17 protein-coding genes and 1 riboswitch are annotated in these 18995 nt (G+C 65.9%); of the genes, 13 read left to right on the top strand and 4 right to left on the bottom strand.

What is annotated here, in order from left to right; genetic code table 11:
* Positions 1 to 57: 57 nt before the first annotated feature.
* Positions 58 to 1254 (top strand): MFS transporter, encoded by a 1197-nt coding sequence (locus JUB11_RS17095; RefSeq protein WP_207459781.1) that lies wholly within the window; start codon positions 58 to 60, stop codon positions 1252 to 1254.
* A 325-nt stretch (positions 1255 to 1579) separates the two neighbouring features.
* Here JUB11_RS17095 and JUB11_RS17090 read toward each other — a convergent pair whose 3' ends face one another.
* Together JUB11_RS17090 and JUB11_RS17085 are read right to left on the bottom strand one after the other, a co-directional pair.
* Positions 1580 to 1927 (bottom strand): hypothetical protein, encoded by a 348-nt coding sequence (locus JUB11_RS17090; RefSeq protein WP_207459780.1) that lies wholly within the window; start codon positions 1925 to 1927, stop codon positions 1580 to 1582.
* Complete coding sequence (locus JUB11_RS17085) at positions 1905 to 3287, bottom strand: PIN domain-containing protein (RefSeq protein ID WP_207459779.1); 1383 nt, start codon at positions 3285 to 3287, stop codon at positions 1905 to 1907. Before JUB11_RS17085 ends, JUB11_RS17090 begins: the two co-directional genes overlap by 23 nt.
* A gap of 291 nt (positions 3288 to 3578) precedes the next feature.
* Between JUB11_RS17085 and pqqA the strand changes: the two genes are divergently transcribed.
* The 9 genes from pqqA to oxlT all read left to right on the top strand — a co-directional run bounded on the left by pqqA (position 3579) and on the right by oxlT (position 13994).
* A complete protein-coding gene (gene pqqA, locus JUB11_RS17080) occupies positions 3579 to 3674 on the top strand; it encodes a pyrroloquinoline quinone precursor peptide PqqA (protein WP_348771455.1) in 96 nt (31 codons plus the stop codon).
* A gap of 18 nt (positions 3675 to 3692) precedes the next feature.
* Positions 3693 to 4622, top strand: a complete 930-nt coding sequence (gene pqqB / locus JUB11_RS17075; protein WP_207459842.1) for a pyrroloquinoline quinone biosynthesis protein PqqB — start codon at positions 3693 to 3695, stop codon at positions 4620 to 4622.
* Positions 4619 to 5422, top strand: a complete 804-nt coding sequence (gene pqqC, locus JUB11_RS17070) for a pyrroloquinoline-quinone synthase PqqC (RefSeq protein WP_207459778.1) — start codon at positions 4619 to 4621, stop codon at positions 5420 to 5422. Before pqqB ends, pqqC begins: the two co-directional genes overlap by 4 nt.
* Positions 5423 to 5478: 56 nt before the next feature.
* Positions 5479 to 5769: a pyrroloquinoline quinone biosynthesis peptide chaperone PqqD gene (pqqD, locus tag JUB11_RS17065; RefSeq protein WP_207459777.1), complete on the top strand. Its 291-nt coding sequence runs from the start codon at positions 5479 to 5481 to the stop codon at positions 5767 to 5769.
* On the top strand, positions 5766 to 6899 hold the full coding sequence (gene pqqE, locus JUB11_RS17060; protein WP_247887122.1) for a pyrroloquinoline quinone biosynthesis protein PqqE: 1134 nt from the start codon (positions 5766 to 5768) through the stop codon (positions 6897 to 6899). The genes pqqD and pqqE overlap by 4 nt, the downstream gene beginning before the upstream one ends.
* Before the next feature lie 210 nt (positions 6900 to 7109).
* On the top strand, positions 7110 to 8813 hold the full coding sequence (locus JUB11_RS17055) for an NAD(P)H-dependent oxidoreductase subunit E (RefSeq protein ID WP_207459776.1): 1704 nt from the start codon (positions 7110 to 7112) through the stop codon (positions 8811 to 8813).
* A gap of 5 nt (positions 8814 to 8818) precedes the next feature.
* Positions 8819 to 11584, top strand: coding sequence for a formate dehydrogenase subunit alpha (gene fdhF, locus JUB11_RS17050; RefSeq protein WP_207459840.1), 2766 nt, complete (start codon positions 8819 to 8821; stop codon positions 11582 to 11584).
* A gap of 125 nt (positions 11585 to 11709) precedes the next feature.
* A complete protein-coding gene (gene coaD, locus JUB11_RS17045) occupies positions 11710 to 12282 on the top strand; it encodes a pantetheine-phosphate adenylyltransferase (RefSeq protein ID WP_207459775.1) in 573 nt (190 codons plus the stop codon).
* 449 nt (positions 12283 to 12731) lie between these two features.
* On the top strand, positions 12732 to 13994 hold the full coding sequence (oxlT, locus tag JUB11_RS17040) for an oxalate/formate MFS antiporter (protein WP_247887121.1): 1263 nt from the start codon (positions 12732 to 12734) through the stop codon (positions 13992 to 13994).
* A gap of 131 nt (positions 13995 to 14125) precedes the next feature.
* Here oxlT and JUB11_RS17035 read toward each other — a convergent pair whose 3' ends face one another.
* The gene (locus JUB11_RS17035) at positions 14126 to 14320 is read right to left on the bottom strand and encodes a hypothetical protein (RefSeq protein WP_207459773.1); all 195 of its coding nucleotides are present in this window, start codon (positions 14318 to 14320) and stop codon (positions 14126 to 14128) included.
* Positions 14321 to 14509: 189 nt separating this feature from the next.
* Positions 14510 to 14621: riboswitch (TPP riboswitch) on the top strand.
* Between the two features lie 131 nt (positions 14622 to 14752).
* Here JUB11_RS17035 and thiC point away from each other — a divergent pair.
* The 3 genes from thiC (at position 14753) to JUB11_RS17020 (ending at position 17959) form a co-directional block, all read left to right on the top strand.
* Positions 14753 to 16570 carry a phosphomethylpyrimidine synthase ThiC gene (thiC, locus tag JUB11_RS17030; RefSeq protein ID WP_207459772.1) on the top strand — a complete coding sequence of 606 codons (1818 nt, stop codon included), beginning with the start codon at positions 14753 to 14755 and terminating at the stop codon, positions 16568 to 16570.
* Between the two features lie 27 nt (positions 16571 to 16597).
* Positions 16598 to 16876 carry a hypothetical protein gene (locus JUB11_RS17025; protein ID WP_207459771.1) on the top strand — a complete coding sequence of 93 codons (279 nt, stop codon included), beginning with the start codon at positions 16598 to 16600 and terminating at the stop codon, positions 16874 to 16876.
* A gap of 255 nt (positions 16877 to 17131) precedes the next feature.
* Complete coding sequence (locus JUB11_RS17020; RefSeq protein ID WP_207459770.1) at positions 17132 to 17959, top strand: GNAT family N-acyltransferase; 828 nt, start codon at positions 17132 to 17134, stop codon at positions 17957 to 17959.
* 96 nt (positions 17960 to 18055) lie between these two features.
* Here the strand turns inward: JUB11_RS17020 and glxR are convergent, their stop codons facing one another.
* Positions 18056 to 18961, bottom strand: a complete 906-nt coding sequence (gene glxR, locus JUB11_RS17015) for a 2-hydroxy-3-oxopropionate reductase (protein ID WP_207459769.1) — start codon at positions 18959 to 18961, stop codon at positions 18056 to 18058.
* Between the last annotated feature and the right edge of the window lie 34 nt (positions 18962 to 18995).

Here is an 18995-nt window from a genome sequence, read left to right as displayed (position 1 = left end):
CTGGGCCCCTCCCTCTCCCCGGAGGGGCGAGGGAAACCGCCACCCCCAGGGAGAATCATGCAACGCGCTCCAGAAACCCGCTGGGGCCAGGTCACCGTCGCCGTGCTGGCGGGGATCGCGGCGGCCCTGCACATCGGCAAGGTGCCGCCGGCCCTGCCCATGCTGCGCGCCGAGCTGGGCATGGACCTCGTGGCCGCAGGCTGGCTGATGGCGCTTGTCAGCGGCCTGGGCGCCGTGTCGGGCCTGCTGTTCGGCCGGCTCGCCGACCAGCTCACCCACCGCACCGCCATGCTGCTGGGCCTCGCCACCCTGGCGGCGGGCAGCCTGGCCGGCGCCCTGTCCGGTTCGGCCGGGCCGCTGCTGGCGAGCCGGCTCCTGGAGAGCATGGGCCTGATCCTGACCATCGTCGCCGCCCCCGGCCACATCGCCTCCGTCACCCGGCCGCGGGACATGCGCCTGTCGCTCGCCCTCTGGGGCGTCTGGCTGCCGGCCGGCGTCGCCGCCATGATGCTGGCCTCGCCGCCGCTGCTGGCCGAATTCGGCTGGCGCGGAACCTGGGCGGTGGCGGCGCTGGCCTGCCTCGCCTCGGCGGCGGCCCTACTGGCGAGCCCGCGCGTGGCGCCGCGCGAGGGCGGGGTGGCGGCGCCCTCCCTGCTGACGGCGGTGCGTCTGACCGCGGCCCAGCCCGCCTCCTGGATGCTGGCCGGCGTCTTCGTCGCCTACAGCATGAGCTTCATGTCGGTCTTCGGCTTCCTGCCGACCATGCTGGTCGAACAGCTGGGCATGGACGCCGCCACCGCCTCCGTCCTGTGCGCCGTGGCCGTGCTGGCGAACGCCCTGGGCAACGTGATGAGCGGCGTGCTGGCGCGGATGGGCGTGCCGCGCTGGGTGCTGATCGCCGGCCCCTGCGTCATGCTGAGCCTGACGGCACTGGTGGTGTTCACCGGCGGCCTGCCCTTCGGCCTGCGCTATGGCGCCGCCCTGCTGTACGCCGTCATCGGCGGCCTGCTGCCGGCGACCATCATGGGAGCCCTGCCGGCCTTCGCCCCGCGCCCCAACCTCGTCGGCACGATCAGCGGCTTCGTCATGCAAGGCTCCAACATCGGCCAGTTCATCGGCCCCCCGCTGCTGGCCTCCGTCGTCGCCACCCACGGCTGGTCGGCGGCGCCCTTTTACATCGCCTGCGCCACGGCGATTGGGCTGGTGCTTGCCTTGGGGATTCGTCCGCTGGAGAGGGGGCTTCGGGTGAAATAAGGGACGATAGTTGTTCAATATAAAAGGTAGGAAGCTGTTAAAGAGAATTGATTCTTCGATACGATAGCGCCGTGCCTGCATGGAGAATATACAAAGGCGGCATACGCCGTGACCTTGTGCATAATGTACCACAACACTGATACCGATGGAGGGTATGCGCGATTAAGAAAGTATATACGTTATAAGCCACATAAAACCTTTTCTCTATAACTGAATCTTCTAGAAACACCATTAATTCTTATAGAAATCAGTAAGGTCAAGAAGAACCTCTTAGTACTGGCGGTTGGATCTTTCGGTGTGAAGAAATTCAAGAAACTACTCGAAATCACGCATCAAGCTGCTGGATAAGAAAACGCGAGGCCAGCGGTTGATCGCCGTTTCTGACAGTCACGCCTACATCTATGCGGCTGCGCATTTCCATGAGACTAAACTCGTACTTGGCTTTGATAGGGTGCTTGACGCGATGTCGGTCCGGGATCCTTAGATGCGACTCGACTGCCTGCTCATAGATGATGAAGTGCTTAACGCAAACGCCTCTGAGTGCCCTGGCGGCCAAGCGCGCGGCTGAAATCATCGCAAACCCATGAGGATAGGTCGCCTCCTGTAAAAAACCTAATATTTCATAATTTTTATAATCCCTCCGCATCCTGTTATATAGCTTTAAGATGTTCATGGATCCAGGGGTCGATTCTGCTCAGTACTTCTGCATCCGTCCAATTCATCAACTTTTCTTGTAGCTTAATGTTTGCTTTTGCTTCATATGGCGCAGGCAGATTTGTGGCTGAAAGTGTTAGTGTAACAGGACCAGAAAAGGGCTTTTTTTCAGGGATAAGAAAAAAACTATCGCGCCACGTACGCATTGCGCGAAATTCGGCGCATATCAACGACCCACTACGTGTCGAAGCTTTGGGGCGATCTTGCCAATAAAATTTTGTAGGATCGCGCGGTTTCATCTGATTGATAATGGGTGTATGGAACTGCGCGAACGACTCATATCTCGATTGCTGGCGAGTTTTCGGCTGTTCGGGTGGTAATGGCATGTCTAGAGAGTCTGTCCAGTGTGGTACTTCTTCTTTGTCTCCGAAGAGAATTGTGTCATCTGGTCCGGTATACTTTATAGTAAGGTTTGTAGCTGTTACCGAGCTAGTGTTTTCTATTGCGTACTGAACCTCCATGATCATTGATGTTTTCTTTAAAATCTTGTGCATATTCTCGAAATATGACTCGGTTGCTCTCTCAAAGTCATCATAGTCCTTCTGATATTTATCAATATCGTACTTTGAGTACCCATCTTCAAAATACATCGTTCCTAGTCGAAGGTGTGGGTCAGGCGATGACAGGAAGATCTTGGGGTGGCGGCTAATCCATTCAGTAGAAAGAATTTTTCGGATCTCCAATGGAATTTGTGGAAGTTGAATAATGGGGAATACTATCTCCGTAGTAACAGACCCATTTAACTCAAAAGCTGCATGGATGGAGGGTCGCGTTGCTCGGAGAGTTTCAATCTCGCGCTTTAGGCGCGCAATCTCCTGTTTTGTACTATCCGGTTGCTCAGGCAGATGCCAGTCAGCGGGTGGGCGATGTGCGGCGAGGCCAGTCATTCGTGCCCGAATCAAGGGGCCAGTGTCGTGAGATAAAAGGACGCAGGGGCTGAGGGCATTTTCTGATAGGGCGGTCGCAACCAATTGATCGTCGGCGCGAGTGGGATCAAGTGATGGGAAGCTACTCCAATCAACACGGCTTGCGCTTGAGACACGCAAGCTTAATTTAATTGATCCTTCTTTTAAAAAGAGCCGGAAGTCCGCCTTTGTTGATGCTTCTTCGATAATTGCTAGTGCTTGTCTAGAGCGATCACGTCGTCGACTTTCGCGATCGACTTTGAATTTGTCAAGATCTTCGATCACTATAGGAGCGATTGCTATATCAATCCATTTTGATTTAGGAAATAGACTTTGCCACGGTAGATCCTTCAAATCACGAAGATGAATTAGGCAATTAGTATCGATAAAAATTATCTGGCTTGGTTCACTCATAAGTGCAAGCTTTCTAAAAGTGGACAAATCGGATGAACAGAATGGCGCCCATTGCCGAAGCTGGAGCCTCAAGGCTATATGTACCTTTAAGCTACGAAAGATAGTTTTGTTTAGGTGCGGTGGCAAGGCAAGCCTGCTGCGTTGAAGGCTCAGTGAGCAGGGCGGCCCCAGGTCATAGCCGCCGCCCCGCCCCGGCCAATGTTTGTTCGCTAACCAAAGTATTATATTGACCCCGGACCGACTTGGGGTAGGGTATCGTCCTAGGGCGGCGAGGCCGCTCCGAAAACGCAAATGGGAGGATCTATCATGAAGGTTTGGCGCAAGCCCAAGGTTGCCGAGATCTCCGTTGGCTGCGAAATCAACGCGTACGCCTGCGCCGGTCTCTAAGGCGACTGAGCCGTGACGATGCAGATCATCGTGCTCGGCTCCGCGGCCGGCGGCGGCTTTCCGCAGTGGAACTGCAACTGTGAAGGCTGCCGCCGCGCCCGTTCGGGTGATCCGCTCGCCCGTCCCCGCACTCAAAGCTCGCTTGCGGTTTCGGCGGACGGCCGGCGTTGGCTGCTGCTGAACGCCTCGCCCGATCTGAGGGCCCAGATTCTCGCCACCCCCGCGCTGCACGCCGTGGGTGAGCGCCGCGGCACGCCGATTTCGGCGGCGCTGCTGACCAACGCCGACATCGACCATGTGACCGGCCTGCTGACCCTGCGCGAAAGCCAGCCCTTCGCGCTCTACGCGACGGCCCGCGTCCAGGGCGTGCTCGCCGCCAACAGCGTCTTCCAGGTCCTGAAGCCGGAGATGGTGCCGCGCCGCGCCATGGCGCTCGGCACGCCCTTCCAGCCGGCCGGCCCGGACGGGGAGGGGCTGGGGCTGGAGGTCGAGGTCTTCGCCATTCCCGGAAAGGTCGCCCTCTACCTTGAGGACGAATCCATTGGCCTGAACCTCGGTGCCGTGTCCGAGGACACGGTGGCCGTGCGCATCACCGACACCGCAGGGGGCGGCAGCTTCTTCTACATGCCGGGCTGCGCCAGCCTGCCGGGCTGGCTCGCCGACCGGCTGCGGGGCGCGCCGCTGGTCTTCTTCGACGGCACCACCTGGGTGGACGACGAGATGGCGCGCACCGGCACCGGCGTGAAGACCGCCCAGCGCATGGGCCACATGGCGATCTCCGGCCCGGATGGCAGCCTTGCCGCCTTCGACGGGCTCGGCGTCGCCCGCAAGGTCTACATTCACTTGAACAACACCAACCCGGTCCTGCTGGAGGATTCCGCGGAGCGCCGCCAGGTCGAGGCGGCCGGCTGGGAGGTCGCGCACGACGGCATGGAGTTTTCGGTATGACGAGCCTGGAGTCCCGCTCCCCCCAATCGGCGCCGATGTCGCGGGAGGAGTTCGAGACCGAACTCTACAAGGTCGGGGAGCGCCAGTACCACGACCTCCACCCCTTCCATAAGCTGCTGCACGGCGGCAAGCTCGCCCACGGGCAGGTGCAGGCCTGGGCGCTGAACCGCTTCTATTATCAGGTGTCGATCCCGAAGAAGGATCTGGCCCTGATGTCGCGCATGGACGATCCGGCGCTGCGGCGGGAATGGCTGCACCGCGTGCTCGACCATGACGGGCTGAACGAGGACGGCAGCCAGAAGGAGGGCAAGGACGGCGGCATCGAGCGCTGGCTGAAGCTGACCGACGGGCTCGGGCTCGACCGCGACTATGTCCGCTCGCTGGAGGGCATTCTGCCGGCGACGCGCTTCGCGGTGGACGCCTACGTTCATTTCGTCTCCACCCGGACGACGCTGGAGGCCGTCGCCTCCTCCCTGACGGAGCTGTTCGCCTCGGCGATCCACAAGGAGCGCATCGCCGGCTTCGAGCAGAACTACGAGTTCGCCAACGACCAGACCCTGTCCTACTTCCGCAAGCGGCTGGACGAGGCCCCGCGCGACGTGCGCTTCGGCCTGTCCTACGTGCTGGAGCATGCCCGCACGTACGAGCAGCAGGTGAAGTCCATCGCCGCCCTGCGCTTCAAGACGGAGCTGCTGTGGGCGCAGCTCGACGCGCTGCACCACGCATACGTGACGCCGGGGCTGATCCCGCCGGGCGCCTTCGTGCCCGAAGGCATGGAGCCGACCCGCTTCACCCGGTGACTTTCCGCCGGGCCATGCCCATCTGGTGAATCCTACCCGACGACAGAGTGCCCTCGATGAGCGAAGCCGCCCCCATTACCGAAGAGGCGAACCTCCGGCTTGCGCCGGGGGTGATGCTGCGCCAGGACCGCACGCGCGGCTCCTGGGTGCTGATGGCGCCGGAACGGGTGCTGGTGCTGGATGAGATCGCGCTCGAGGTCGTCCGCGCCTGCGCCCAAGGCAAGGCCTCGGTGTCCGAGGGCATCGACGCCCTGTCGCAAAGCTTCGACGCGCCGCGGTCCGACATCACCAGCGACGTGCTCGACCTCCTGACCGACCTCCGCAACCGGGGATTCCTCGTATCATGACCGTGATGACCGGAACCAAGCCCCTGGCCTGTGGCGTCGGCGGCGGGCTCGAACCGCCCCTGGCGATCCTGGCGGAGCTGACCCACCGCTGCCCGCTGGCCTGCCCCTACTGCTCCAACCCCTTGGAGCTGGAGGCGCAGTCGCGCGAACTGGACACCGCGACCTGGAAGCGCGTGCTGGACGAGGCCGCCGAGATGGGTGTCCTCCAGGTCCATTTCTCGGGCGGCGAGCCGCTGCTGCGCCGCGACATCGAGGAGCTGATCACCCACGCCAGCGGCGCCGGCCTCTACGTCAACCTCATCACCTCGGCCGCCGCACTCGACCGCGCGCGGATCGAGCGGCTGCGCGACGCCGGGCTGCACCACATCCAGATCAGCTTCCAGGACACCGAAGCGAAGGAGGCCGACCGCATCGCCGGCTTCCCCAGCGGGCACGAGCGCAAGCTGAAGGCCGCGCGCGAGGTGGTGGCGGCTGGGGTGGCGCTGACCGTCAACGCGGTGATCCAGCGCTCCAACATCGACCACGCCGAGGCGTTCATCGACCTGGCGCTCGAACTGGGCGCCGGCCGCATCGAGATCGCCAACGTCCAATATTACGGCTGGGCGCTGCTGAACCGCCCGGCCCTGATGCCGACTCGCGAGCAGCTCATCCGCATGGACGAGAAGATCCGCGCCCGGCTGCCCTCGCTGAAGGGCCGGCTGGTCGTGGATTACGTGGTGCCGGACTATTACGCGCGGCGGCCGAAGGCCTGCATGGGCGGCTGGGGCCGGCGCTTCATGAACATCACCCCCAGCGGCAAGGTGCTGCCCTGCCACGCGGCGGAGACGATCCCGAACCTCGCCTTCGAGACGGTGAAGGACCGCTCGCTGGCCGAGATCTGGACCGACGGGCCGGCCTTCGCCGCCTACCGCGGCACCGCCTGGATGCCGGAGCCCTGCCAGGGCTGCGAGTTCAAGGAGGTCGATTGGGGCGGCTGCCGCTGCCAGGCGCTCGCCATCGCCGGCGACGCCTCGGCCACCGACCCGATCTGCGAGCGGTCCGACAAGCACGCGCTGGTGGCCGAACTGGCCGAGCGCGACAGCACGGCAGGGCAGGCGATCACCTACCGGGGCTACGTGACCCGGAAATAGGGTGCCCGGAAACAGGCTGTCCCGAAAATAGGTTCGGTCCGCCGTCGATAATGCTGGCGGGCCGAACTGTTTATCTGGAATACTGCATCCCGTATGATGCGCACCAAGGGGGTGAGCGGGCAGGCATGGCCTGCGGCACCGTCCCCTCGTGGCGCGCGGCATCGCCAAAAGCCATGCGAACAAGATCATCTGGGTGTTGGGGGACAGGCCATGGACACGGCCATCGCTGAGAAGAAGAAAGCCATTCATCCGGGTGCCGGGCGTCGGAACACCCGGATCCAGCCCAAGGGGCGGCAGGTCGATCCGGCGGCTCTGGCCGAGGTGCAGGAACTGCTCGGCGAGGGCTCGCGCAACCGCGACCTGCTGATCGAGCATCTCCACAAGCTCCAGGACCGCTTCCACTGCCTGCACGCCCGCCATCTGGCCGCACTCGCGGCGGAGATGCGCCTGGCCCTGGTCGAGGTCTATGAGGTCGCCTCCTTCTACGCCCATTTCGACATCGTCATGGACGAGGAGCAGGCGCCCCCGCCCGTCACCGTGCGCGTCTGCGACAGCCTCTCCTGCTGCATGGCCGGCGGCGAAAAGCTGCTGGAGGAGCTGCCGGCCAAGCTCGGCCCGGACGTTCGCGTCGTGCGCGCCCCCTGCATGGGTGCCTGCCACAACGCGCCCGCCGTCGCCATCGGCCACGCGCTGCACGAGCATGCCACCGCCGACAGCGTTGCCGAGGCCGTCGCCCACGGGCACACCCATCCCCACATCCCCGACTATCCGGGGCTTGAGGCCTACAAGGCTGAGGGCGGCTACGGCCTGCTGCGCGCCTGCCTGGACGGCGCGCGCACGCCCGACAGCCTGATCGAGGCGCTGGAATCCTCCAACCTGCGCGGCCTGGGCGGCGCCGGCTTCCCCACCGGGCGCAAGTGGCGCTTCGTCCGCCAGGAGGCCGCCCCCCGCCTCATGGCCGTCAACGGCGACGAGGGCGAGCCCGGCACCTTCAAGGACCGCCACTATCTGGAAACCGACCCGCACCGCTTCCTGGAAGGCATGCTGATCGGCGCCTGGGTGGTCGAGGCCACCGACGTCTACGTCTACATCCGCGACGAATACCCGCAGTGCATCGCCATCCTCGCCCGCGAGATCGCGGCGGTCGAGGCGGCCGGCCTGTCGCCGCACACCCGCATCCACCTGCGGCGCGGCGCCGGCGCCTACATCTGCGGCGAGGAATCGGCGATGCTGGAGAGCATCGAGGGCAAGCGCGGCCTGCCGCGCCAGAAGCCGCCCTTCCCCTCGGTCGTCGGCCTGTTCGGCCGTCCCACCCTGATCAACAACGTCGAGACCCTCTTCTGGGTGCGCGACATCGTCGAGAAGGGTGCGGACTGGTGGGCCAGCCACGGGCGCAACGGGCGCAAGGGGCTGCGCAGCTTCTCCGTCTCCGGCCACGTCAGGAACCCCGGCGTGAAGCTGGCCCCGGCCGGCATCACCATGGCCGAGCTGATCGAGGAATATTGCGGCGGCATGGCCGACGGGCACGCCCTCAAGGGCTACCTGCCCGGCGGTGCGTCCGGCGGCATCCTGCCGGCCAGCATGGCCGACATCCCGCTGGACTTCGGCACGCTGGAGCAGCACGGCTGCTTCATCGGCTCGGCCGCGGTGGTGGTGCTGTCGGACCGGGATGACATGCGCGCGGTGCTGCGCAACCTGCTGGCCTTTTTCGAGGACGAGAGCTGCGGCCAGTGCACGCCCTGCCGCGTCGGCACGGAAAAGGCCGTCAAGCTGGTCGACCAGCCGGCCTGGGACGAGCCCCTGCTGACCGAGCTGGCGCAGGTGATGACCAGCGCCTCGATCTGCGGCCTGGGCCAGGCCGCCATGAACCCACTGAAAAGCGTGCTGAAGCATTTCCGGGAGGACGTCCTGTGAACCAGATGAGCCCCGTGTCGGTCCAGTTCGAGCTGGACGGAAAGCTGGTCGAGGCGCAGCCGGGCGAGAGCATCTGGCAGGTCGCCACGCGCGTCGGCACCGAGATCCCGCACCTGTGCTACTCGACCGCCCCCGGCTACCGCGCCGACGGCAACTGCCGCGCCTGCATGGTCGAGATCGAGGGCGAGCGCGTGCTCGCACCCTCCTGCATGCGCAAGCCGGTCGCCGGCATGAAGGTCAAGACCGCCAGCGAGAGCGCCAAGAGCGCCCGCAAGCTGGTCTTCGAGCTTCTGGTCGGCGACCAGCCCGAGCGCGCCCGCGCCCATGACCCCGAGTCCAAGTTCTGGAAATGGGCCGACCATGTCGGCGTGACGGAGAGCCGGTTCCCGAGCCGCGAGCATCCGGTGGAGAAGGACTTCTCCCACCCGGCCATGGCGGTGCAGCTCGACGCCTGCATCCAGTGCAACCTGTGCGTCCGGGCCTGCCGCGAGGTCCAGGTCAACGACGTCATCGGCATGGCCCTGCGCGGCCACAACGAGAAGATCGTCTTCGACTTCGACGATCCCATGGGCGACAGCACCTGCGTCGCCTGCGGCGAGTGCGTGCAGGCCTGCCCGACGGGTGCGCTGATGCCCAAGACGCAGGTGGACCTGCAGACCGGCGTCTTCTCGGAGGCGCCGGACCGCAAGGTGGACAGCGTGTGCCCCTATTGCGGCGTCGGCTGCCAGCTGACCTACAACATCAAGGGCGACCGTCTGCTGTCGGTGGAGGGCCGCGAGGGGCCGGCCAACCAGAACCGGCTTTGCGTGAAGGGCCGCTTCGGCTTCGACTACATCCACCACCCGCACCGGCTGACCAAGCCGCTGATCCGCAAGCCGGGTGCCTCCAAGCACGACATGGAGACGCTCGACCCCGCCAACCCCTGGACGCATTTCCGCGAAGCCAGCTGGGAAGAGGCCTTGCAGGTCGCCGTTGACGGCCTGAAGCGGATCCGCGACACCCGCGGCGGGCAGGCGCTGGCCGGCTTCGGCTCGGCCAAGGGCTCCAACGAGGAGGCCTACCTGTTCCAGAAGCTGGTGCGCACCGGCTTCGGCACCAACAACGTCGACCATTGCACGCGCCTGTGCCACGCCTCCTCGGTGGCGGCGCTGATCGAGGGCATCGGCTCGGGTGCCGTGACCGCCCCCTTCATGGCCGCACTCGACGCCGAGGTGATCGTCGTCATCGGCTCCAACCCGACCGAGAACCACCCCGTCGCCGCGACCTTCTTCAAGAACGCCGCCAAGAAGGGCGCCAAGCTGGTCGTCATGGACCCGCGCGGCCTGGCCTTGAAGCGTCTGGCCACGCACATGCTGCAGTTCAAGCCCGGCCGCGACGTCTCCATGCTCAACGCCATGCTGAACGTCATCATCAGCGAGGGGCTGCACGACCCCAACTACGTGGCCGAGCACACGGAGGACTTCGAGAAGCTCAAGGAGCATGTGAAGTCTTTCACGCCCGAGGCCATGGAGCCGATCTGCGGCATCCCCGCGGACACGCTGCGCGAGGTGGCGCGCCTGTACGCCTCCTCGAAGGGCTCGATCATCTTCTGGGGCATGGGCGTGTCGCAGCACATCCACGGCACCGACAACGTGCGCTGCCTGATCGCGCTGGCGCTGGTCACCGGCCAGATCGGCCGTCCGGGCACGGGCCTGCACCCGCTTCGCGGCCAGAACAACGTGCAGGGTGCGTCGGACGCCGGGCTGATCCCGATGATGTACCCGGACTACCGCCCGGTGGACGACCCGAAGGTGCGGGCCTTCTACGAGGACCTGTGGGGGACCAAGCTCGATCCCAAGCGCGGCCTGACGGTGGTGGAGATCATGGACGCGATCCATGCCGACCAGCTGACGGGCATGTACGTGATGGGCGAGAACCCGGCCATGTCGGACCCGGACGTGGAGCACGCGCGCCACGCCCTGGCGAAGCTGGAGCATCTGGTGGTGCAGGACATCTTCCTGACCGAGACGGCGAAATACGCCGACGTGGTGCTCCCGGCGTCCGCCTGGCCGGAGAAGGACGGGACGGTGACCAACACCAACCGCCAGGTTCAGCTGGGCCGGCGCGCCCTGCCGCTGCCGGGCGAGGCGCGCCAGGACCTGTGGATCATCCAGCAGCTGGCGGTCGGGCTGGGTCTGAACTGGGACTACTCGCACCCGCGCGACGTGTTCGCGGAGATGAAGAAGGCGATGCCGTCGCTGGACAACATCAGCTGGGAGCGTCTGGAGCGGGAGGGGTCGGTGACCTACCCGTGCCTGTCGGAGACCGAGCCTGGGCAGGACATCGTGTTCGGGGACGGCTTCCCGACGGCGAGCAGCCGCGGGCGTCTGGTTCCGGCGGACGTGATCCCGCCGGCGGAGGAGCCGGACGCGGAGTACCCGATGGTGGTGACGACGGGGCGTCAGCTGGAGCACTGGCACACCGGGTCGATGACGCGGCGCGCGCAGGTTCTGGACGACATCGAGCCGGAGGCGGTGGCCTATCTGTCGCCGGCGGACCTGCGGCGGGTGGGTGCGAAGGCGGGCGACATGGTGCGGATCACGACGCGGCGCGGCTCGATCGAGCTGAAGGCGCGTTCGGATCACGGCATGCCGTCGGGGCTGATCTTCATCCCCTTCTGCTACGCCGAGGCCTCCGCCAACATCCTCACCAACCCCAAGCTCGACCCCTACGGCAAGATCCCGGAGTTCAAGTTCTCCGCCGCCAAGATCGAAGCCAAGGCCCTCGCCTAAAAAGCAGGGTGGCCTAGGGTTGGTTCGGTAACCGGCGCCGCGTCCGGGCCTGCTCCTTTGAAAGGGGGCGGGTCCGGCGCGGCGCCTTCGTTTTCGGATGAGAATCCTTTCCAAGCGAGGACGCCATGCCGCAGGGCAGGGTAGGGGTCTATGCGGGCACCTTCGACCCCGTCACCAACGGGCATCTGGACATCATCGTCCGAAGCGCCCGTCTGGTGGACCGGCTGGTCGTCGCGGTCCACCGCAACAGCGGCAAGGGCCCTCTCTTCAGCCTCGACGAGCGCGTCGCCATGGTGCGGCGGGAGGTGGCGGCGATCGAGGACCTCGCTGGACGCGTCGAGGTCAGCCCCTTCGAAGGGCTGCTCGTGGAGTTCGCCCGCGAGCGCGGCGCCGCCGTCATCCTGCGCGGCATGCGCGCCATTTCCGATTTCGACTACGAGTTCCAGATGACGGGCATGAACGCCAGCCTCGACCGCTCCATCGAAACGCTGTTCCTGATGGCCTCGGAGGGCAACCAGTTCATCGCGTCGCGCCTCGTCAAGGAGGTGGCCGCCATGGGTGGCGACGTCCGGAACTTCGTTCCTCCCTCCGTCGTCCGGCAGCTCGCCGCCCGATTCCCGGCGGCGTTACCAATCCCCGCGGAGGGCGTTTCCGCTCCGATTCCGGACAGGTCACGGGTGGAGACGCTGCCCGGATAAGCCCGGCCTCGGCCTTTCCACCCACTCGTTCCCATGACAAAGAAAAGCCGCGCCGTTGAGGGCGCGGCTTTTTTTCTATGCGAATTCAACGGGTTGCATCGATCGGCGCCGTGCTCCGGGACGTCGCGCCAGTTCTGTCCGTAGTCTGACCAGTTGGAATCCCGGAAAGTTCCTGTTGCCAACCTTATCTGGTTCCTGGTATGCCATATCCCATATTTGGCGCGCCAAGTATCCGGACTGACTTTCAAAACGCGCAACGCTAGGCCGAGCCTCGGGGGAGGCTTTCAGCCCAGCGGCCCGGGCCCGGTCGGACAAGAGCCTATCCCTTGCCCGCACAAGCCCAAGAGACGTTCGGCGCTTTCGACACGACATACCTGGTTTCCTGAGGGAGGGGACGAATGGTTCAATCAACAGCATCCTACGCGGGGAACTCGCAAGATCCCGCGCCGTTGGCCAACCGCTGGCTGCAGATCGTGGTCGGCGTGGTCTGCATGGTCGCCGCGGCGAACATCCAGTACGCCTGGACGCTCTTCGTGCCGGAGATCCAGGCCACCCACAACTGGACCCGCGCCTCGATCCAGACCGCCTTCACGATCTTCGTCGTCGTCCAGACCTGGCTGGCCCCGATCGAGGGCTACTTCATCGACAAGTTCGGTCCCCGCCTGATCGTCGCCGTCGGCGGCTTCTTCACCGGCCTGTCCTGGATCGTCGACAGCTACGCGACCTCGCTGACCGTGCTGTACATCGGCTCGGCCCTCGGCGGCATCGGCGTCGGCTGCGTCTACGCCACCTGCGTCAACAGCGCGCTGAAGTGGTTCCCGGACAAGCGCGGCCTGGCGGTCGGCCTGACCGCGGGCGGCTACGGCGCCGGCTCGGCCGTGACGATCCTCCCGATCGCCAACATGATCCAGAGCAGCGGCTACCAGGCCACCTTCTTCTGGTTCGGCCTGATCCAGGGTGCCATCATCATCGCCGCCGCCTTCTTCCTGCGCGCCCCGCGCAAGGGCGAAGTGACGGGCTCGACCAAGGTCGCCCAGAGCCGCCGCGACTACACGCTCGCCGAGGCCATGCAGACCCCGGTCTTCTGGCTGATGTTCCTGATGTTCATCTGCACCGTCTCCGGTGGTCTGATGGCCGTCGCTCAGCTGGGCGTCATCGCCCACGACCTGGGCGTCAAGGAATACCCGATCAACTTCATGGGCATCACCATGGCGGCCCTGCCGTTCGCCCTGATGCTCGACCGCGTGATGAACGGGATCTCGCGCCCGCTGTTCGGCTTCATCTCCGACCACATCGGCCGTGAATCGACCATGTTCATCGCCTTCACGCTCGAAGGCCTGGGCATCATCCTGCTCGGCAAGCTCGGACACGACCCGTTCTGGTTCCTGATCCTGTCGGGTCTGGTCTTCCTGGCCTGGGGCGAAGTGTACAGCCTGTTCAGCGCCACCACCGGCGACACCTTCGGCACCAAGCACGTCGCGAAGATCTACGGCGTCCTCTACTGCGCCAAGGGCATCGCGGCCCTGCTGGTCCCGCTGTCGAACCTGCTGATGGAGGCGACCGGCACCTGGAACACCGTGCTGTATGTCTGCGCGGCCATGGACCTGACCTCCGCCATCCTGGCGATCACCGTCCTCAAGCCGATGCTGAAGCGCCACCACGCCCGCAACGAGGCCGAGGCCGCCGCCCGCGCGTCGATGGCCACCGCCTGACCTCTTCCGCCGAACGGCCCGCCCTCATCCGGGGCGGGCCACCCCGCGGAAAAACTCTCGACACGGTCCGGCCGCCGCGCCCCCAAGGGGTTCGGCGGCCGAACTGTTTTCCGGCTTGTTGTTCCGGCCCTTTACTCCGGCATGTAGGGGCGGTCGCTGCCCTCTCCGGACTGATGGAAGCGGTCCGAGGACCAGAAGATGCCGGGCTCGTCGGACTCGTCCTCGAGGGAGGAGGACGGATCGAAGCCGCCGCGGATGGTGAGGGACAGGGCGTGGCCCATCAGGCTGATGAGGGCGACGAAGGAGATCAGTTGGGCTTCGACCATTGTTCTTGCACCTTCGGGGGAGGCTTTGTTGCGGAGCAAGATAGGATTGGGGCCTAGGCCGCGCAATAGAATTTCGTATACCAGATGCACGATGTCAGGGTCCCGCTTGGTGCATGGTTAAGCCAAAGCTTTTCCATTTCCGGAGCGGAGATGGCGCTTGACGGCAACACAAGCCTTGTTGGACCATCGAACCGTTCCGAGGGGAGCCCCGGCAAGGGGCTGAGATAACGCTAGAGCGCGCGTGCACCCTTCGAACCTGATCCGGGTCGTACCGGCGTAGGGACAGGAACGGGTGGCCGCACGCGAACGGCCGCCCCGATCACGGGCGCTTCTCCTTCTTTCGGCCCCGCATGGGCCGGGTGCCCCGATCACCGCACTGCCGCTCCGTCACAACACCCGGATCTCCCCGACCCTTATCGGATGGAGATCCACATGCCCGACACCCATACTCCCGACACCCAACAGCCCGACCGCTTCGACGTGACGACCGGGCCGCTGCCGGCCTCGCGCAAGGTCCATGCCGCCGGCCAGCGCTTCCCCGACCTGCGGGTCGCCATGCGCCTCATCGACGTCGGCGGCGGGGAGCCGCCGGTGCCCGTCTACGACACCTCCGGCCCCTACAGCGACCCGGCCGTCACGACCGACATCCGCCGTGGCCTGCCCGAGCTGCGCCGCGCCTGGATCGAGGGGCGCGGCGACGTCGAGCCCTACGAGGGCCGCGCCGCCCGGCCCGAGGACGACGGGCTGCGCCCCGGCGACACGCGCCCCGTGCCGGTCTTCGGCCGCGAGGGCATCCGCCCCTTGCGCGCCCGGTCCGGCCGCAACGTCACGCAGATGCACTACGCCCGCGCCGGCATCGTCACGCCGGAGATGGAATATGTGGCGGTGCGCGAGAATCTCGGCCGGATGGAGGCCTCCGGCAAGCCGCGCGACGGCGAGGCCTTCGGCGCCGTCCTCCCCGACCTCGTGACGCCGGAGTTCGTGCGGGACGAGATCGCCCGCGGCCGCGCCATCATCCCGGCCAACATCAACCACCCCGAATCGGAGCCGATGATCATCGGCCGCAACTTCCTCACCAAGATCAACGCCAACATCGGCAATTCCGCCGTGGCCTCCTCGGTGGGGGAGGAGGTGGACAAGATGGTCTGGGCGATCCGCTGGGGTGCCGACACGGTCATGGACCTGTCCACCGGCCGCAACATCCACACCACCCGCGAATGGATCCTGCGCAACGCACCCGTTCCCATCGGCACCGTGCCGATCTACCAGGCGCTGGAGAAGGTCAACGGCAAGGCCGAGGATCTCAGCTGGGAGATCTTCCGCGACACGCTGATCGAGCAGGCGGAGCAGGGGGTGGACTATTTCACCATCCACGCCGGCGTGCGGCTCGCCCACATCCCGCTGACCGCGCGCCGCGTCACCGGCATCGTCTCGCGCGGTGGCTCGATCATGGCGAAATGGTGCCTCGCGCACCACGCGGAGAGCTTCCTCTACACGCATTTCGAAGAGATCTGCGAGATCATGAAGGCCTACGACGTCAGCTTCTCGCTGGGCGACGGGTTGCGACCCGGCTCCATCGCCGACGCCAACGACGCGGCCCAGTTCGCCGAGCTGGAAACGCTGGGCGAGCTGACGCAGATCGCCTGGAAGCACGACGTCCAGACCATGATCGAAGGGCCGGGCCATGTTCCGATGCACAAGATCAAGGAGAACATGGACAAGCAGCTGGCGCTCTGCGGCGAGGCGCCCTTCTACACGCTCGGGCCGCTGACGACCGACATCGCGCCCGGCTACGACCACATCACCAGCGCCATCGGCGCCGCCATGATCGGCTGGTTCGGCACGGCGATGCTCTGCTACGTCACGCCGAAGGAGCATCTGGGCCTGCCCGACCGCGACGACGTGAAGACCGGCGTCGTCACCTACAAGATCGCCGCCCACGCCGCCGACCTCGCCAAGGGCCATCCCTCGGCGCAGATCCGCGACGACGCCCTGTCCCGCGCCCGCTTCGAGTTCCGCTGGCGCGACCAGTTCCACCTCTCCCTCGACCCCGAGACGGCCGAAAAGTTCCACGACCAGACCCTCCCGGCGGAGGGCGCCAAGTCGGCCCATTTCTGCTCCATGTGCGGGCCGAAATTCTGCTCCATGAAGATCACCCAGGAGGTCCGCGACTACGCCCAATCCGGCATGGCCCAGATGTCGGAAACCTTCAAGGCGACCGGCGGCGAGATCTACCGCCCGGCGGAGTAGGGGCGGCACCACCTGAACGCCCTCCCCATGGAAAAGGGGAGGGCGTTTCCGGCGAGCGGCCTATCGACGGAAGCCTGTCCGGATGCCATGCTCGGCCTTATGACCCAAGCTCACCGGCCGACGAATGACAGCGACCTTCTCGAAACGGAACCGCTTCGCGCGGCCGTCGAGGAAGCCCGCGAGGCCGTCCGACGTGGCGAGGTCATTCCTCATGAACGGGTTCGGGAATGGCTGCTGGAACTGGCGCAGGGCAGGAACACAGCCCTGCCTTTCAATGACGTGAGGTCAGGCTTCCAGAAACGATGAGGGGGCGGCGCCCTTAAGCCCGCCCCCTTCGTCAGGGTCTGTCGGGGCCTGACCGTTTCCGGCAAGCGATTCCAACAGCGCATAGCCCACACATACGGCTGCCGTCACGGGCATGCAAGACAAACCACGTCCCCCCTCCCCAATCCGAAACGCAACCGCAGCCCAACCGTCGCGCGGCTGTCATCAGGGTTTCGCGAAGTTCCGGCATGAATGATCCCCAGGGCTGGTGCCCGGTCACGAGGGAAGGGATCAGCCATGAGCATGCGGAATCCGATGGCAGTTGCGGCGGACATCGCGGCCGAGTCCTCGCGCCTTGAGGTGCGGCTGGCCGGCGGCGCGCGGGAGATCGACGCGGCCCAGGCCTTGCGCTACCGCGTCTTCCACGAGGAGCTTCGGGCGACGCCGTCGGGCGCCGTGCCCGGCCGCGACGTGGACGGGTTCGACGCGGTCTGCGACCATCTCGTGATCCTCGACCACGCGGCGGCCCCGGGCGGTGCCGTGGTCGGCACCTACCGGCTGCTGCGCCGCTCGGTGGCGGAGCGCGCCCTCGGCTTCTACAGCGCCACCGAGTTCGACATCGCCCCGCTGCTCGCCCAGCCCGGCGAGCTGCTGGAGCTGGGCCGCTCCTGCGTCGATCCGGCCTACCGAACGCGGGCCACGATGCAGCTGCTCTGGCGCGGCATCTCCGCCTATGTGCTGCGCCACGGCGTGTCGCTGATGTTCGGCTGCGCCAGCCTGCCGGGCACGGACGTGGACGCCCTGGCGCCCGCCCTGTCCTACCTGCACCACCGCCACCTGGCCCCGCCGGAGCTGCGCGCCCGCGCCCTGCCGGACCGCTACGTGGACATGAACCGCGCGCCGGCCTCCTGCGTGTCCCACGACATGGCGGCGCGCCAGTTCGAAGGCCAGGCCGCGGTCGCCGGGCTGCCGCCGCTGCTGAAGGGCTACCTGCGGCTCGGCGGCTTCGTCGGGGAGGGGGCCGTCGTGGACCAGGCCTTCAACACCACCGACGTCTGCCTCATCGTCCCGCTCGACAACGTCGCCGGCAAATACGCCCGGCATTTCCTGCAACGGCTGGCCTGACCCTCCGCGGCACGGCGACGGCCGCTCCCATGAAAAAGGCCCCGCCCCCGATGTGGGGGCGGGGCCTTTCCGCCTCATGCGCCGTGCGGCGCGGCCTTACTCCGCCGCGTCGGTCCGGTGGTTCTGGCCGATCTCATGGTCGGCCATGATCTCCAGCGCGCGGACCATGCCGGAATGGTCCCAGGCCGAACCGCCATGGGCGGCGCAGCTGTTGAACAGCTCCTGGCAGGTGGCGGTGTTCGGCAGCGAGACGCCGAGCGCGCGGGCACCGGCCAGCGCCAGGTTCAGGTCCTTCTGGTGCAGCTCGATGCGGAAGCCCGGGTTGAAGGTGCGCTTCACCATGCGCTCGCCGTGCACCTCCAGGATGCGCGAGGAGGCGAAGCCGCCCATCAGCGCCTGGCGCACCTTGGCGGGATCGGCGCCGGCCTTCGACGCGAACAGCAGGGCCTCGCCGACCGCCTCGATGTTCAGGGCAACGATGATCTGGTTGGCGACCTTCGTGGTCTGGCCGTCGCCGTTGCCGCCGACCAGCGTGATGTTCTTGCCCATCTTCTCGAACAGCGGCTTGGCGCGCTCGAAGGCGGCGTCCGGGCCGCCGACCATGATGGTCAGCGAGGCGGCCTTGGCGCCGACCTCGCCGCCGGACACCGGCGCGTCGAGATAGTCGCAGCCCAGCTCGTTGATGCGCGCCGCGAACTTCTTGGTCTCGATCGGGGAGATCGAGCTCATGTCGATCACCAGCTTGCCGGCGCTCAGCCCCTCGGCGATGCCGTTGGCGCCGAACAGGGCGGCCTCGACATGGGGAGTGTCGGGCACCATGGTGATGATGACATCGGCCTTCTGGGCGACTTCCTTGCCCGAGGCGCAGGCGACGGCGCCCTTGCCGGTCAGCTCGGACGAGACCGGCTTGATGTCGAAGGCGTAGAGCGTGTGGCCGGCGTCCAGCAGGTGGCCCGCCATCGGCGCGCCCATGATGCCGAGGCCGATGAATCCGACGTTCATGGAAGAACTCCTTTTAAAGAATGCGTGTGCGGCA

This window comes from Azospirillum sp. SYSU D00513, from assembly GCF_017356015.1.
Classification (GTDB): domain Bacteria; phylum Pseudomonadota; class Alphaproteobacteria; order Azospirillales; family Azospirillaceae; genus Azospirillum.
The sequence above is the reverse complement of the archived record's forward strand: the minus strand, read 5'-3'. Positions and strand labels throughout refer to the sequence as shown.

Coding starts and splice junctions, on each gene's coding strand:
- JUB11_RS17095 (WP_207459781.1), top strand. CDS start 58: ATGCAACGCGCTCCAGAAACCCGCTGGGGCCAGGTCACCGTCGCCGTG.
- JUB11_RS17090 (WP_207459780.1), bottom strand. CDS start 1,927: ATGAACATCTTAAAGCTATATAACAGGATGCGGAGGGATTATAAAAAT.
- JUB11_RS17085 (WP_207459779.1), bottom strand. CDS start 3,287: ATGAGTGAACCAAGCCAGATAATTTTTATCGATACTAATTGCCTAATT.
- pqqA (WP_348771455.1), top strand. CDS start 3,579: ATGGGAGGATCTATCATGAAGGTTTGGCGCAAGCCCAAGGTTGCCGAG.
- pqqB (WP_207459842.1), top strand. CDS start 3,693: ATGCAGATCATCGTGCTCGGCTCCGCGGCCGGCGGCGGCTTTCCGCAG.
- pqqC (WP_207459778.1), top strand. CDS start 4,619: ATGACGAGCCTGGAGTCCCGCTCCCCCCAATCGGCGCCGATGTCGCGG.
- pqqD (WP_207459777.1), top strand. CDS start 5,479: ATGAGCGAAGCCGCCCCCATTACCGAAGAGGCGAACCTCCGGCTTGCG.
- pqqE (WP_247887122.1), top strand. CDS start 5,766: ATGACCGTGATGACCGGAACCAAGCCCCTGGCCTGTGGCGTCGGCGGC.
- JUB11_RS17055 (WP_207459776.1), top strand. CDS start 7,110: ATGGACACGGCCATCGCTGAGAAGAAGAAAGCCATTCATCCGGGTGCC.
- fdhF (WP_207459840.1), top strand. CDS start 8,819: ATGAGCCCCGTGTCGGTCCAGTTCGAGCTGGACGGAAAGCTGGTCGAG.
- coaD (WP_207459775.1), top strand. CDS start 11,710: ATGCCGCAGGGCAGGGTAGGGGTCTATGCGGGCACCTTCGACCCCGTC.
- JUB11_RS17035 (WP_207459773.1), bottom strand. CDS start 14,320: ATGGTCGAAGCCCAACTGATCTCCTTCGTCGCCCTCATCAGCCTGATG.
- thiC (WP_207459772.1), top strand. CDS start 14,753: ATGCCCGACACCCATACTCCCGACACCCAACAGCCCGACCGCTTCGAC.
- JUB11_RS17025 (WP_207459771.1), top strand. CDS start 16,598: ATGGAAAAGGGGAGGGCGTTTCCGGCGAGCGGCCTATCGACGGAAGCC.
- JUB11_RS17020 (WP_207459770.1), top strand. CDS start 17,132: ATGAGCATGCGGAATCCGATGGCAGTTGCGGCGGACATCGCGGCCGAG.
- glxR (WP_207459769.1), bottom strand. CDS start 18,961: ATGAACGTCGGATTCATCGGCCTCGGCATCATGGGCGCGCCGATGGCG.